Here is a 15,067-nt window from a genome sequence, read left to right as displayed (position 1 = left end):
ATTTTAATTTAAGGTTAAATTTGCTATTATTTTGCCCACAGTTTGGCCTCTACGGCGCTGTTTCTCAATCATAATTGAATGAAAACAAGGGCAATGGAGAGCCAAGTTTCCAAGGATGTTCACTCCTTTACTTTAACAATAGTAATAATAGAGGAGGAACCGCAATGAGAGGAAAAAGTCGTGCTTGAAGCCTACCGTAAACACGTCGAAGAGCGTGCTGCTGAAGGAGTTGTTCCTAAACCGCTAGACGCAGAACAAGTTGCTGGACTTGTAGAACTTCTGAAAAATCCCCCACAAGGTGAAGAAGAAGTCATTCTTGACCTACTTGAAAACCGTATCCCTCCAGGTGTTGATGAAGCTGCTTATGTAAAAGCGGGTTTCCTAACAGCAGTAGCAAAAGGTGAAGTTAAATCACCATTAGTGAGTCGTGAAAAAGCGGCTGAACTGCTAGGCACTATGCAAGGTGGTTACAACATCGAACCGCTAGTTGAGCTATTGGATGATGAAGCACTGGCAGAGATCGCAGTAAAAGCGCTGTCTCATACGCTGCTAATGTTTGATGCTTTCTATGACGTAGAAGAGAAAGCAAAAGCAGGCAATGCGCATGCACAGAAAGTACTTCAATCATGGGCTGATGCTGAGTGGTTCCTTTCTAAGCCTAAGCTTGAAGAAAAAGTCACTCTAACCGTATTTAAAGTAACAGGTGAAACGAACACGGATGACCTTTCACCTGCACCTGACGCTTGGTCTCGTCCTGATATCCCAGTACACGCACTGGCGATGCTTAAAAACGAGCGTGAAGGAATAAACCCTGATCAACCGGGTACTATTGGCCCGATCAAGCAAATTGAAGAGTTAAAAGACAAAGGTCATCAATTGGTTTACGTTGGTGATGTTGTTGGTACTGGCTCTTCACGTAAATCTGCAACCAACTCAGTGCTTTGGTTTATGGGTGATGATATCCCTTACGTTCCAAACAAACGAGCTGGTGGGTATGTGCTTGGTGGCAAAATTGCCCCTATCTTCTTTAACACAATGGAAGATGCTGGCGCACTACCAATCGAAGTTGACGTAACTAAGCTCAACATGGGCGATGTTATCGATGTTTACCCATATGAAGGTAAAGTTTGCAACCACGAAACTGGTGAGGTTCTAGCTGAATTCTCGCTAAAAACAGAAGTACTGATTGATGAAGTTCGTGCTGGTGGTCGTATCCCATTGATCATCGGTCGTGGTTTGACAGACAAAGCGCGTCAATCGCTAGGTCTTGAGCCTTCGGACGTATTCCGCAAACCTGGTGAAATCGCAGATTCTGGCAAGGGTTACACGCTTGCACAGAAAATGGTTGGTAAAGCATGTGGCGTAGAAGGCATCCGTCCTGGAACCTACTGTGAGCCGAAGATGACGACAGTAGGCTCGCAAGATACTACAGGCCCTATGACTCGTGATGAACTTAAAGACTTGGCGTGTCTCGGCTTCTCTGCTGATCTTGTCATGCAGTCTTTCTGTCACACATCGGCTTATCCAAAACCAGTAGACGTTAACACTCACCATACACTTCCGGACTTTATTATGAACCGCGGTGGTGTATCTCTTCGTCCTGGTGACGGTATTATCCACTCATGGCTAAACCGTATGCTACTACCGGATACTGTCGGTACGGGTGGTGACTCACATACTCGTTTCCCTCTGGGTATTTCATTCCCAGCAGGCTCGGGCTTGGTTGCCTTTGCAGCTGCGACAGGCGTTATGCCGCTAGACATGCCAGAGTCAATCTTGGTTCGTTTTAAAGGTGAAATGCAACCGGGTATTACACTGCGTGATCTTGTTCATGCCATCCCTTACTACGCGATTCAGCAAGGTCTACTAACGGTAGAGAAAGCGGGCAAGATCAACGAATTTTCTGGCCGTATCCTTGAGATTGAAGGCTTAGAAACGCTAACGGTTGAGCAAGCATTTGAGCTTTCTGATGCATCTGCAGAGCGTTCGGCGGCAGGTTGTACTGTGAAATTGTCTCAAGAGTCGATCGAAGAGTACTTAAACTCTAACATCGTGATGCTGAAGTGGATGATCTCTGAAGGCTACGGTGATCGCCGTACTATCGAGCGCCGCATTACAGCAATGCAAGAGTGGCTAGCAAACCCTGAGCTGATGCAAGCAGATAAAGACGCTGAATACGCACATGTGATTGAAATCGATATGTCTGAAATCAATGAGCCAGTACTATGTGCACCGAATGACCCAGATGACGCTCGTTTGTTGTCTGAAGTACAAGGCACAGCGATTGATGAAGTGTTCATCGGTTCTTGTATGACGAACATCGGTCACTTCCGCGCAGCAGGTAAATTGCTTGATAAGTTCAATGGCCAGTTAGCAACGCGCCTTTGGGTAGCGCCACCAACAAAGATGGATAAAGACCAACTGATTGAAGAAGGCTACTACGGTATCTTCGGACGTGCAGGGGTTCGTATTGAAACGCCAGGGTGTTCACTTTGTATGGGTAACCAAGCGCGTGTTGCAGATAAATCAACAGTAATGTCGACTTCAACGCGTAACTTCCCGAACCGTCTGGGTACTGGTGCGAATGTTTACCTGTCGTCAGCTGAGCTAGCTGCAGTAGGTGCAATTCTAGGTAAGATTCCAACCAAAGAAGAATACCTAGAATACGCGAAGCAAATCGACGCTACGGCAACGGATACGTACCGCTACTTGAACTTCCATAAAATGGATCAATACACCAAGAAAGCGGACGAAGTGATCTTCCAAGAGCCGGCATAATCAGAAATGCACAATTCAAAAGCACCTCACATGAGGTGCTTTTTTTATGGGAGCAATTCGCTATACTCGCACCAAATTGATACGAAATAGGCAATCTCGGTGGAATTTGAATTCATTCGTAACACGTTGATGGGCGAGTACTACGTAAAATGTAGCATGGGACATGAGATTGTAGGGCGCTGGTTGCAAGAAGAAATTGGCAAAGATCCGATGAAGATTGCACAAGTTGAAAAGCTAATTGAGCAGTCATTTTTAGCGCCTTCTCAGGAGCATAACCTAACAGGCACGGAAATTAGCTTGATGATTCAGGGCGACGAAGTTCTTGTACAAGAAAACGCATTAGCCCATGAATATGATGTCGAGATGGAAAGTGAGTTCGACTTCTACAATGCAGAAAGTACAGCAAGTTGTGGGATAGAGGATTTCATGACACTTATCGAACAATGGAAAGACTTTTTGAACATTTAATGCACAGTTTTGGGTAACTTCTCTGCCGTTGCTTTAAATTTGTGAAAAGGGCGCACCGATATGGTGCGCTCTTTTTGTTTATAGATATGTAAATTGAGGTTAGCTTTTATTATTCAATGACTTAAAAACTTGGCACGTAGATTGGATTATAAGAAGTGTTTCAGGATGAAAGCTTCGGAGATAACTCAATGAAAATAATCAATGCCATTATTAAGCCGTTTAAATTAGACGATGTACGAGAAGCATTGGCTGATGTCGGTATCGAAGGGATGACAGTATCAGAAGTTAAAGGGTTCGGTCGTCAAAAAGGTCATACGGAATTGTACCGCGGTGCAGAGTATCAAGTTGATTTCCTACCAAAGGTGAAAATTGAAATCGCGACTCACGCAGACAATGTAGATCGTGTTGTTGAAGCAATTACAAAAGCTGCGCAAACCGGAAAAATCGGCGACGGTAAAATTTTTGTTTACGATCTGAACCAAGCGGTGCGTATCCGAACTGGCGAAATGGACGCAGAAGCACTTTAAGAATTCAAAGGATTGGAGATACTTATTATGGAATTAACAACAACAGTAACCGAGTTACGTTACGCACTTGACACCTTTTTCTTCCTCATTTCCGGTGCGTTGGTAATGTGGATGGCAGCAGGCTTTGCGATGCTAGAGGCTGGCCTTGTGCGCTCTAAAAACACAACAGAAATTCTTACGAAGAACATCTGTTTGTACGCCATCGCATGTACGATGTTTCTGATCGTCGGTTATAACATCATGTATGTCGATAATGGAGAAGGAGGCTGGTTACCTTCATTTGGTACGCTAATTGGTACTCAAGGTGAAGGGGCCGACCACTCTTTAGAGTCTGACTTCTTCTTCCAAGTTGTCTTCGTTGCAACTGCCATGTCCGTCGTTTCTGGTGCGGTAGCTGAGCGCATGAAGCTTTGGTCTTTCTTGATTTTCTCTGCGATTTTAACTGCGTTTATCTATCCAATGGAAGGTTACTGGACATGGGGTGGAGGCTTCCTAGCAGAAGCTGGATTTAGTGACTTTGCGGGTTCTGGTATCGTACATATGGCAGGTGCTTCTGCTGCTCTAGCTGGTGTGTTACTGCTTGGCGCGCGTAAGGGTAAGTACGGTAAAAATGGTGAAATTTATCCGATTCCAGGTTCTAACATGCCTTTGGCAACGTTGGGTACTTTTATCCTTTGGTTTGGCTGGTTTGGATTTAACGGTGGCTCTCAGTTGATGGTTTCAGATTTTGAGAATGCTACAGCGGTTGGTCAGATCTTTCTAAACACTAACGCAGCAGCGGCTGCCGGTGCAATTGCGGCGCTATTCGTTTGTAAAACTACTTGGGGTAAAGCCGATTTAACGATGATTCTCAATGGCGCGCTAGCTGGCTTGGTTGCCATCACTGCAGACCCTCTATCGCCATCACCACTGTACGCGGTTGCGATTGGTGCAGTGTCGGGTGCACTAGTTGTATTCAGTATCATTGCTCTAGATAAACTTAAAATTGACGATCCAGTAGGTGCTATCTCAGTTCACGGTGTGTGTGGTTTCTTCGGCCTAATGGTAGTGCCACTGAGCAACGGTGATGCAACGTTTGGTGCACAGCTTTTAGGTGCCGTAGTTATCTTTGCTTGGGTATTTGGTGCCAGCCTAGTTGTGTGGGCAATCTTGAAAGCAACCGTTGGGATTCGCGTTACAGAAGATGAAGAAATGGAAGGTATGGACATGCATGATTGTGGTGTTGGTGCTTACCCAGAGTTTGTTACGGTGAAATAATCATTAGCTTGTAATAAATGGTTACACACTTAACACAATAAAACCTGCTCCGATGAGCAGGTTTTTTAATATTCGTCATTGTCTTCTTATTGAACATACATATAATAACGCAACTGATAAACGTTATCATTAGCATGGTAAAGGATTAAACAATGAAAAAACTGCTAACTCTTTCAGCACTAACTTGCGCTACTCTAGCTCCAACAGCAATGGCTGCTGAAGAAGTGAACGTCTACTCTTACCGTCAACCTTTCCTAGTTGAACCTATGTTCAATGAGTTCACTAAAGAAACTGGCATCAAAGTAAACGTAAAATTTGCTAAAAAAGGCTTAGCAGAAAAGCTAGCTCAAGAAGGTGAGTACAGCCCTGCTGACGTTATTCTTACGACAGACATCAGCCGTCTAGCTGAACTGACAAACAAAGGTTTAGTTCAGAAAGTCGATAGCAAAATCATTGAAGAAAACGTACCTGCTCAATACCAAGATAAAGAGAATGAGTGGTTTGCTCTAACTCTACGTTCTCGTAGCGTTTATTCATCACGTGATCGCGTAGGTAAACTAGGCGCAGATTTCAACTACGCAGACTTAGCTAAGCCAGAGTTCAAAGGTAAAATTTGTACTCGTAGCGGTAAGCACCCGTACAACGTTTCTCTAGTTTCAGCAATGATTGCTCACAATGGCGAAGCAGAAACCAAAGAGTGGTTGGAAGGTGTGAAAGCAAACCTTGCTCGCAAACCACAAGGCAACGATCGTGCACAAGTTAAAGCGATCAAAGAAGGCCTATGTGATGTTTCTCTGGGTAACAGCTACTACCTAGGTAAAATGGTTAACGACAAAGAGCAAAAAGCTTGGGCTGATGCAGTTTACATCAACTTCCCTAACCAAGAGACTACAGGCACTCACGTGAATATCTCTGGTATGGCGATGGCTAAGTACTCTCCAAACAAAGACAATGCTGTGAAGCTAATGGAATTCCTAACGGGTGACAAAGCGCAGCAAATGTACGCAGAAGTTAACTACGAGTACCCAGTTAAAGAAGGCGTGAAGCGTTCTGAGCTTGTGGAATCTTGGGGTGACTTTAAAGCAGACAAGCTTTCTCTAGACGATATTGCAGCCAACCACGAAGCGGCAATTAAGCTATTAGATGAAGTGAAATTTGACCTTTAATTCCTTGTGGGGGTATAACAGTACCCCCATTTGATTAAAGGATATGAGATGTATTTGCAACAGCATTTGTATTTCATACAGCCTTGCAGTAATTAGGCGATGAAAGATAAACACTCTTTATGGAAAACCAGTAGTGGGGTAATAACTCTGCTACTGGTTTTGCCGATCTTAGCGATCTTCTACACCGCAATTGGTGAAACGGATGATTTGTTTGCTCATTTAATGGCAACGGTCATGCCGACTTATATTTTTAACACGGTTGCGCTAACTGTTGGCGTAATGGTGCTGTCCTTAATTCTTGGTATTCCAAGCGCTTGGATAATGGCCATGTGTAAACTGCCGACCGAAAAATGGTTGCAGTGGGCATTGGTGCTACCTCTTGCAATGCCAGGTTATATCATTGGTTATATTTTTACTGATTGGTTTGATTTTGCAGGCCCGATTCAGATCTTTTTGCGTGATGTAACCGGATGGGGACCTGGCGAGTATTGGTTCCCTGACATTCGTACGTTGCCTGGTGCGACCTTTGTGTTGGCTTTGGTGTTGTATCCTTACGTGTATTTATTGTGCCGGGCTGCGTTTATGGAGCAAAATGTATCTTTATTGCAAAGCGCGCGTTTGCTCAAGTGCTCTCCATGGGAAAGCTTTTGGCGCATCTCGATGCCGTTAGTAAGACCCTCTATCGCAGTAGGTTTATCATTGGTCGCAATGGAGACCATCGGTGACTTTGGTACGGTAAGTTACTTCGCGGTGAATACGTTAACCACAGCGGTCTACGATACTTGGTTGGGGTACTCTAATCTTAATGCGGCAGCCAAGATTTCTGCCATGATGCTCGTCATTGTAGTACTGCTTCTTAGTGCCGAACGATACAGCCGCCGTAAACAAAAGCTTTTTCAAAGCCAATTTAACAGTCACGAAGATTTTCGTTACGAGTTGACGGGCTGGAAAAAGTGGACCGCACTGGTTTGGTGTTGGGGCTTGGTTTCAGTCGCTTTTATTTTGCCGCTACTACAGCTGATTGATTATGCGATCACTTATTTTGCGCAGAGTTGGACCTCAGAGTTTCGTGAATACGCATGGAATAGCTTAGTTGTGTCTGTTATTGCTGCGATTATTGGTGTTGCTGTCGCACTGATCGTTAACTTTACCCATCGAGTCAGTGGTAAACGAGAAAGCTTGGCATTTATGCGTCTTTCTTCTATGGGCTATGCAGTACCAGGAACGGTACTAGCCATCGGTGTGATGGTCGCTGTGCTGTTTATGGATCATCGTGTCAACGATGTTGCTAAAGCCATGGAGTGGGGAAGGCCGGGACTTATCTTTTCTGGTTCCATGTTCGCACTAGTATTTGCCATGGTTGTGCGCTTTTCCGCGGTAGCGATTGGTAGTATCGAAAGTAATTTAAATAAAATTTCTCCGTCGTTAGATATGGCATCGCGCACTATGGGTTGTAAGCCCAATGCCATGCTGTGGCGCGTGCACTTTCCGCTGGTTAAGCGCGGTGCACTGATTGCGGCTTTATTAGTGTTTATCGAGTCGATGAAAGAGCTTAATGCGGCTTTGTTACTTCGTCCGTTTAACTTTGAAACACTAGCCACATACGTTTATAACTTCGCCTCGGATGAGCATTTAGAATTGGCCGCTTTGCCAGCGGTTCTGTTGGTTCTTGTTGGGTTGATCCCGCTTGTTGTTGTTAACCGTTCACTGGAGCAAAATCACTGATGAGCTGTGCATTATCAATTAAAAACCTAACGTGCCAATATGACGATCAAACTGTACTCGAATCATTGTCTCTTGAGGTAGAACAAGGGCAGATTGTCTGTTTGCTAGGAGCCAGTGGCTGTGGGAAAACAACACTATTAAAGGCCGTTGCGGGATTATTGCCGTTAACGTCAGGCGAAATGAGTCTAAATTGCGTCACAATTGATGATGGGGAAAACTGGTTGCCGCCAGAACAGCGTAATATCGGGATGATTTTCCAAGATTACGCACTTTTTCCTCACTTGACGGTGGAGCAAAACATTGCCTTTGGCTTAAAGCAGTGCTCGACAAAAGAGAAAAATGCCAAAGTTCAAGAGATGTTAGAACTCGTGCATCTTCAAGGTTATGGCGATCGTTATCCTCATCAATTGTCTGGTGGACAGCAGCAGCGTGTTGCGATTGCTCGCTCATTAGCTTACAGCCCAGACTTATTGTTACTTGATGAACCGTTTTCTAATATTGATACGCAAGTTCGCCATGAGTTGATAAGTGAGATCCGTAAGATTTTTAAGGCCCAAGGTGTGACTGCCATTTTTGTTACGCATAGCCGTGAAGAGGCTTTTGCTTTCGCCGATAAAATGGCAGTGATGAACAATGGAGTCATCGAGCAATATGGCACAGCATCTGAGCTTTACTACCAGCCTTCAAGTAAATTTGTCGCTGATTTCTTAGGTGGTGGCAGTTACCTTGCTGCTAAACGGGTTTCGAATTCAGAATATGAAACCCACTTGGGCGTGGTTGAAGCCACGGCTCAACAAGATATTCCAGTACAGGCGGAGTGCTCTTTACTGCTAAGACCGCAGCATGTGCAAATTCAATCCGATGAAGATAGTTCGGTAACCGTATTGGAACAGCATTTTATGGGTGATCACTGCCGTTATGTGATTAACGCGAATGGTGACCGTTTGTTAGCTACAGCTTCGCAAGCATTAAATATAGGTGAGTCCGTCGCGGTGAAAATTGAAACGCAAGGCGTCCTGGCATTTGCTTAACGCTCCTGAGTATCTTTTCTATCTCGTTTACGACTTCCCAACATACAATAAAAAAGCCCGGCTGTGGAGCCGGGCAAGTGCTCTTCTCCTGTTGATGAGCGCCTTTTCAGACAGCGTTGACTCTCATCATAGTGCTCGAAGCGGGCACAAGGTTCAGTTATAAAGACAAGAAGTCTTTAAACTGTTGAAGAACACGTTCCGCAGTGTCCTTATCTTGCATCTCTGCAAAAATTCGTAGCAGTGGCTCAGTGCCAGAGAAGCGAGCGATGATCCAACCGCCGTTCTTGAAGTAGACTTTCGCACCATCTTCATAGCTGACTTTTTCGATTTCAAACTCAAACTCAGGCAACTGCTTTTCAACATAAATCTTGTTGAACAGTACGTCTTTTTGCGCTGGTTTGAACTTGCAATCGCCTTCTGCCATGTAGGCATAGCCGTACTTGCCGTAGATTTCATCCAGCAACTCAGACAGCTTCTTGCCGGTTACTGAAATCATTTCTACCAATAGGCTTGATGCGAATACGCCGTCTTTACCTTTGATGTGGCCGCGAATGGTTAGGCCACCAGAGCTTTCCCCGCCAATCAGTGAGTCATCCGCTTCCATTTGGGAGCTGATGTGCTTAAAGCCTACAGGAACCTCAAAGCATTTCTCGCCATGATCTTCGGCGACTTTATCGAGAAGGTGGGTGGTTGCGATGTTACGTACCACGGAGCCTTTCCAGCCTTTGTATTCAAGTAGGTAGTAGTAAAGCAGCAGTAGCACTTCATTTGGATGAATGAAGTTACCTTTTTCGTCGATAATACCAAGACGGTCCGCATCGCCATCAGTACCGATGCCAATATCGTAACCTTGCTCTTTCACTAGGTGCATCAAACGGTAGAGTGTTGCAGCGCTTGGCGAAGGCATTAACCCACCGAAGTCTGGGTTTTTGCCATCGTTAATCACATCAACGTCACAGCGGCCGTTGATTAATACGGTTTGCAGTGCGTTTTTCGCGACACCAAACATTGGGTCGATCAAAACACGTAAATTCGCCTTCTTGATCGCTCCGATGTCGATAAAGTCGATGATTGAGTCAACGAATTCGTTCATCGGATTGATGATTTCAATCAGCTTATCTTCAACCGCTTGTTCAAAGTCGACGCTTTTTACATCTTGCGCAGTGAGCGCGTCTATTTGTGATTCGATTTTTTGGGTGATGATTTCATCTGCGTCACGACCACCTTCAATGAAGACTTTAATGCCGTTGTAATCGGCAGGGTTGTGTGATGCGGTAATACATGCCGAGTATGCGCAGCCCATTTCTTTCGCTTTAAACATTACGATAGGTGTTGGGACAAATTTGTCGATAAAGCTAACCATAATGCCGTTTGCTGCTAGAACTTCAGCGAACCAACGACCTGCTTTATCGGAAAGAAAACGACGGTCATAGCCAATCACAAAACCGCGATCAGCAACCGATTCGTTATTCGTGATGTTTGCAACTGCTTGGGCAACCAAGCGTACGTTATCTTTGGTGAACTCCTCACCAATAAATGCACGCCAACCGCCTGTACCAAATTTGATCATGATTCGATCCTCGATAAGAGCGGCATCCCACCGCGTCTTAAATCTTTGCTAGCGAACCGATGCACTTGTAAAACATAAATGCACCGGATAAATCAAAAGGGGAGAAGGACTCCCCCAAAAGATGATTAACCTAGAGTAACGATAACTTCGTTTACTGAACCTTCCGCTTGAACTGGTACAGATGCACCATTTACAGCTTCACCGTTCACGGTAATCGACTTAACGCCTTTGCTTACTGAGTCTGGGTTAACGACTTTGATGTTGTACGTTGCTCCTAGCCATTGGCGAGTCACTTCGAAACCAGGCCAGTTCGTTGGGATACATGGATCGATAGTTAGGCCATCGAAGCCTGTACGCACACCAAGAATAAAGTTGGTAACAGCGAAGTAAGCCCAGCCTGACGTACCTGTTAACCATGGGTGGTTTGCACGACCGTGGTCTTGGTGGTCACGACCCATGATGAACTGAACGTATGAGTATGGTTCTGCAATACGTTTTTCGATGATGTCGTTCTGGTTGTATGGGTTTAGCGCATCGTAGAACTTCATTGCACGATCACCACGACCCAGTTTCGCTTCAGCTACCCAAGCCCATGGGTTTGGATGCGAGAATATCGCACCGTTCTCTTTTACGCCTTGGTAAACACGAGTTACGAAGCCGATATCATCATTCGGTGTTGCAAAAGATGGTGAGTTTAGGTGAAGGCCGTATTCAGAGAACAGGTTCTCATCGACAGCGTCCATCGCTTTTTCGCCGCGCTCTTGAGATACCGCACCAGAAAGTACCGCAAGTGTGTTTGACTCTAGGTGTACTCGGCCTTCCGCTTGTTGCGCAGTACCGATCTTGTCGCCATTCTTCGTCAGACCACGGATGTACCAACCGCCTTCGTCATCCCAAAGGTGGGTTTCACACGCTTCACGAACGTTTGCTGCCATCACCGTGTATTTTTCAACGTCGGCTTGTTTACCTAGGTATTTCGCTAGGTCGATGAACTCCTGCAGTGCCCAGAAATGTAGGAACGACACCATTGACGATTCGCCGCCACCTAGGTTCAGACAGTCGTTCCAGTCTGCACGCAGACCTTTACAGATACCGGTTTGACCTACGTATTCAGCCGAGAAGTCTAGCGCGGCTTTCATGTGGTCATAAACCGTTGCATCGCCACCGTCGGCGTAAGGGATCACTTCGTCGAAGAAGCTGTGCTCACCGGTTTCCATCACGTACTTACAGATGGTTGGAACTAGCCATAGATGGTCATCGGAACAAGTGTCTTCGATGCCGTGAATTTTGTCTTCATCAGAAGGTGTTGGAACTACGGTTGGAGACTTCGATGGTTTAACATCAGCTTTTTCTGGATCAAACCAATCTGGATCGAATAGGTGTAGACCGTAGCCCGCTTTTACTTGGCCACGCAGTAGGTCAACGATACGTTTGCGCGTCATTGCTGGGTTAGCGTGAGGAACTGAGATTGCATCTTGCGCTGTATCGCGGTAACCAAGACCAGTACGGCCTCCCACCTCGATGAATGAAGCAAAGCGAGACCACACCACACACGTTTCCGCTTGGTATAACGTCCAAGCGTTGATCATGGTATCTAGACCTTCGTTTGGTGATTTCACTTGGAACTTGCCACAACGCTCATCCCAGTGTGCTTTGATACCCGCAAATGCGTTGTCGACTTCTGCAAGGTCTTGGTACTTAGCACGCAGACGCTCTCCGTTGCCTTTACCGATACCGAGAATGTAAGCAAAGCGAACTTCTTCACCCGGCTGAATAGTAAATTGCTTATGCAAAGAGCCACAGTGGTTGTAACAAGTTTGCGCTGTATTGAAACACTTACCTTGTTCTACCGCTAACGGGTTTGCTTCGTCACGGTATAGGCCTAGGAAGCTGTCACGTTGGCCGTCGTATGAATCTGGGGCAAATGTTGAAGCTAGGTAGTAGAAGCCTTCGAAATCGTTGGTGTTGTAGTACAGGTCGTACTCTATCACGCCTTCGTTGTAAGCCGTACCTGCCGAGTACAGAGACATCTGATGGTTTTGGTTATCAGATTGAATGTGGCTGAATGAGAACTCAACAAATGAGAATGCACTGATCGTACGTGGTTTGTCAGAGGTGTTTTTAATCACTACATCCCAGATTTCAGCGTCTTCGCCTTTTGGCACGAACAGAGTTTTTGTTGCGGTAATACCGCTGTATTCACATTTGAACTTAGAGTAAGACAAGCCGTGACGAACTTCGTAGTTTGCTTCGTCTAGGCTCTTCGCAACTGGTTGCCAAGAGATTGACCAGTAATCACCTGTCTCATCATCACGCAAGTAAACGTAGTGTCCTGGGCGATCGAATGTCGCATTTGGACGGAATTTAGTAACACGGTTGTATTCTGGAGAGTTGTAGAACGAGTAGCCACCCGCGTTGTGCGAGATAACCGTACAGAACTTCTCAGTACCTAGGTAGTTGGTCCATGGTGCTGGTACGTCAGGGCGAGTGATGACGTATTCGCGATTCTCGTTATCGAAATAGCCGTATTTCATTTGTGTCTTTCCTTTTTACGAAGCTGCATCAGCAGCCAAAATTTAAAAACTCTTCAAGCGTGATGTTTCGACATCAGTTTTGTATTACTTCCACGGTTTACGGTAATTCACTCCCTGCAAATCAAGCAGAGGTAGATGGCCTTTCAAGCGTGATAAATAGTCGGTCCAATCTCGGTGTTGTTTGTCTGTCCAACATGCTTCTGCCATTGCAGTTAAACGAGGGAAGATCATGTAGTCCATGCGAGGTTGGTTATTGATAATTTCGCACCATAATGCTGTTTGAATGCCCCAAATGCGCTTACGTATTGGGTCGTCAGCAGGCACTTCAGCGAGCGGCTCGTAGTTGTAAGCTTTTTCTAGTGGCAGTGGGTTTGCCCAGTCCACGCCCGGTTCTTCAGGTGCGTAGTCTTGGGTCATATCTAGGTAAGTGGTTTGTGCTGGTTGCAGCACCACATCAAAGCCTTGGCGAGCACAGTTCAAGGCCGCTTCTTCGCTTAGCCATGAGTAGATCACCGTATCTTTACTGACTTTGTCGCCGTGTTGAGCTTCTTCCCAGCCCAGCATGCGTTTGCCCAATTTACGAAGTTTGTCTTCGGCATAACGCAAGAAGTGTCCTTGCAAATCTTTGTAGTCGCTGTAACCCAGTTGTTCCATTAGTGCTTGGCATGCTGGGCTTTTTGACCATACGCCGTTAGGTACTTCGTCGGCACCAATATGAACGTAAGGCGCAGGAAAAAGCGCAGAGACTTCTTCTAGCACTTTGTCGATAAATTCATAACTCCCCGGCAGAGCAGGGTTAATGACGTTGTCGTTGTAATGCTGAATACTGCGGTATTCGGTGGTATCTTCCGCTTCTACCAATAGGTGTGGTAACGACTTGATGGCGGCTCGGCAATGACCAGGTACATCAATTTCAGGAATGATGGTGATGCCGCGTTGCGATGCAAATTCGATAACGTCTTTGATGTCTTCTTGTGTGTAGAAGCCGCCGTAACGTTCATCAAAGTGCGTGTACTGTGGTTCATTGATCTCATCCAATCCGCGCCAAGCACCAATATCGGTCAGTTGAGGCAGTGATTTGATTTCAATTCGCCAACCCTCATCGTCGGTAAGATGCCAATGGAACGTATTGAACTTGTAATGAGCCAGTTGGTTGATCAAGCGTTTGACTTGCTCAACGGAGTGAAAATGACGAGCACAATCCAGCATCATACCGCGGTAACGAAAGCGTGGCCTGTCCTTGATTGAACAGCAAACTACTTCCATTGAGTTAGGTTGATCGCCAACTTTGATTAGTTGTAATAACGTTGCACAAGCATGGGTAAAACCAGACGAAGATCCTGCTTCAATTTTGATTGACTCTTCGGCTACTTTCAGTTTGTAAGCACCTTCATCCAAGGTTGGGTTGCCTTTGAAGATGATCTGACTGCCATTGTCTGATGCGAACTCAAATTGGTGAATGCGCTTAAGCTCTTCAAGTAGCCATTCTTTAGCTGAATTGGCCAGGCTTGAATAAACCGCGACGCCAGCATGATGGTCAAAGCTAAAATAGTGATCGCTGACCTCAATATGGTTTGGTTTTGGCAGCAAGGGTTGTGCATGGGTTAAACTTGCAGGAATCTCACTGCGTTCACGGTATGGTGAAGCTAATACGATAGGCGTGACATCCACTTGTGCGCGCTGTGGGTTTCCATCAACGACAAAGTTGATCATCGCTTCGTTAAAGCCATCCGAGTAATAACGGAATGGGTTCGAACCAATACTGAATTCACAGTAATAGTGATGGTTGGCAGCCAGTACCAGCCCTTCTGGCTTAAGTGTGCAAAAACTACCAATTTGAGTCAGTTGACCATTTGAAACGCTGTCTGGAAGAATGTAACGATCGAAAGCGAAAGTTAAGCTCCAGCTGTTTAGGTCTTGGTCGCTCAAGTTATGAAAGGTGAGGCCAAAGCGGCAGTTTTGTTTCTGCTCAGAAAGGACTACGAGATCAACACGATATTCCATATCTACT

At 45.6% G+C, this 15,067-nt stretch carries 10 protein-coding genes; 7 read left to right on the top strand and 3 right to left on the bottom strand.

What is annotated here, in order from left to right:
- Positions 1 to 180: 180 nt before the first annotated feature.
- The 7 genes from acnB (at position 181) to R7040_RS13830 (ending at position 8,952) form a co-directional block, all read left to right on the top strand.
- On the top strand, positions 181 to 2,778 hold the full coding sequence (gene acnB, locus R7040_RS13860) for a bifunctional aconitate hydratase 2/2-methylisocitrate dehydratase (protein WP_318081475.1): 2,598 nt from the start codon (positions 181 to 183) through the stop codon (positions 2,776 to 2,778).
- Between the two features lie 99 nt (positions 2,779 to 2,877).
- The gene (locus R7040_RS13855) at positions 2,878 to 3,246 is read left to right on the top strand and encodes a YacL family protein (protein WP_064368753.1); all 369 of its coding nucleotides are present in this window, start codon (positions 2,878 to 2,880) and stop codon (positions 3,244 to 3,246) included.
- Positions 3,247 to 3,434: 188 nt separating this feature from the next.
- Positions 3,435 to 3,773, top strand: coding sequence for a P-II family nitrogen regulator (locus R7040_RS13850; protein ID WP_005386570.1), 339 nt, complete (start codon positions 3,435 to 3,437; stop codon positions 3,771 to 3,773).
- A 27-nt stretch (positions 3,774 to 3,800) separates the two neighbouring features.
- A complete protein-coding gene (locus R7040_RS13845; protein ID WP_005386568.1) occupies positions 3,801 to 5,030 on the top strand; it encodes an ammonium transporter in 1,230 nt (409 codons plus the stop codon).
- Between the two features lie 152 nt (positions 5,031 to 5,182).
- Positions 5,183 to 6,196: a Fe(3+) ABC transporter substrate-binding protein gene (locus tag R7040_RS13840; protein ID WP_005386566.1), complete on the top strand. Its 1,014-nt coding sequence runs from the start codon at positions 5,183 to 5,185 to the stop codon at positions 6,194 to 6,196.
- A 99-nt stretch (positions 6,197 to 6,295) separates the two neighbouring features.
- Positions 6,296 to 7,921, top strand: a complete 1,626-nt coding sequence (locus tag R7040_RS13835) for an ABC transporter permease (RefSeq protein WP_025768193.1) — start codon at positions 6,296 to 6,298, stop codon at positions 7,919 to 7,921.
- Positions 7,921 to 8,952: an ABC transporter ATP-binding protein gene (locus tag R7040_RS13830; protein ID WP_005380055.1), complete on the top strand. Its 1,032-nt coding sequence runs from the start codon at positions 7,921 to 7,923 to the stop codon at positions 8,950 to 8,952. Before R7040_RS13835 ends, R7040_RS13830 begins: the two co-directional genes overlap by 1 nt.
- Before the next feature lie 157 nt (positions 8,953 to 9,109).
- On the opposite strand, the gene R7040_RS13825 is transcribed toward R7040_RS13830, so the two are convergent.
- From R7040_RS13825 to R7040_RS13815, 3 genes are all read right to left on the bottom strand, one after another.
- Positions 9,110 to 10,522: a phosphoglucomutase/phosphomannomutase family protein gene (locus tag R7040_RS13825; RefSeq protein WP_005380053.1), complete on the bottom strand. Its 1,413-nt coding sequence runs from the start codon at positions 10,520 to 10,522 to the stop codon at positions 9,110 to 9,112.
- A gap of 125 nt (positions 10,523 to 10,647) precedes the next feature.
- On the bottom strand, positions 10,648 to 13,056 hold the full coding sequence (locus R7040_RS13820) for a GH36-type glycosyl hydrolase domain-containing protein (RefSeq protein WP_193838121.1): 2,409 nt from the start codon (positions 13,054 to 13,056) through the stop codon (positions 10,648 to 10,650).
- 84 nt (positions 13,057 to 13,140) lie between these two features.
- The gene (locus R7040_RS13815; RefSeq protein ID WP_025768196.1) at positions 13,141 to 15,060 is read right to left on the bottom strand and encodes a beta-N-acetylhexosaminidase; all 1,920 of its coding nucleotides are present in this window, start codon (positions 15,058 to 15,060) and stop codon (positions 13,141 to 13,143) included.
- Positions 15,061 to 15,067: the final 7 nt, after the last annotated feature.

This window comes from Vibrio sp. 1069 (assembly GCF_033340555.1).
Note: the sequence above shows the minus strand (reverse complement) of the source record. Positions and strands in the feature narration are given on the sequence as shown.

Bases quoted from the DNA above. Each gene is read 5' to 3' on its own strand.
- R7040_RS13835 (WP_025768193.1), top strand. From the start codon at position 6,296: ATGAAAGATAAACACTCTTTATGGAAAACCAGTAGTGGGGTAATAACT.
- R7040_RS13845 (WP_005386568.1), top strand. From the start codon at position 3,801: ATGGAATTAACAACAACAGTAACCGAGTTACGTTACGCACTTGACACC.
- R7040_RS13840 (WP_005386566.1), top strand. From the start codon at position 5,183: ATGAAAAAACTGCTAACTCTTTCAGCACTAACTTGCGCTACTCTAGCT.
- R7040_RS13825 (WP_005380053.1), bottom strand. From the start codon at position 10,522: ATGATCAAATTTGGTACAGGCGGTTGGCGTGCATTTATTGGTGAGGAG.
- R7040_RS13850 (WP_005386570.1), top strand. From the start codon at position 3,435: ATGAAAATAATCAATGCCATTATTAAGCCGTTTAAATTAGACGATGTA.
- R7040_RS13815 (WP_025768196.1), bottom strand. From the start codon at position 15,060: ATGGAATATCGTGTTGATCTCGTAGTCCTTTCTGAGCAGAAACAAAAC.
- R7040_RS13830 (WP_005380055.1), top strand. From the start codon at position 7,921: ATGAGCTGTGCATTATCAATTAAAAACCTAACGTGCCAATATGACGAT.
- R7040_RS13820 (WP_193838121.1), bottom strand. From the start codon at position 13,056: ATGAAATACGGCTATTTCGATAACGAGAATCGCGAATACGTCATCACT.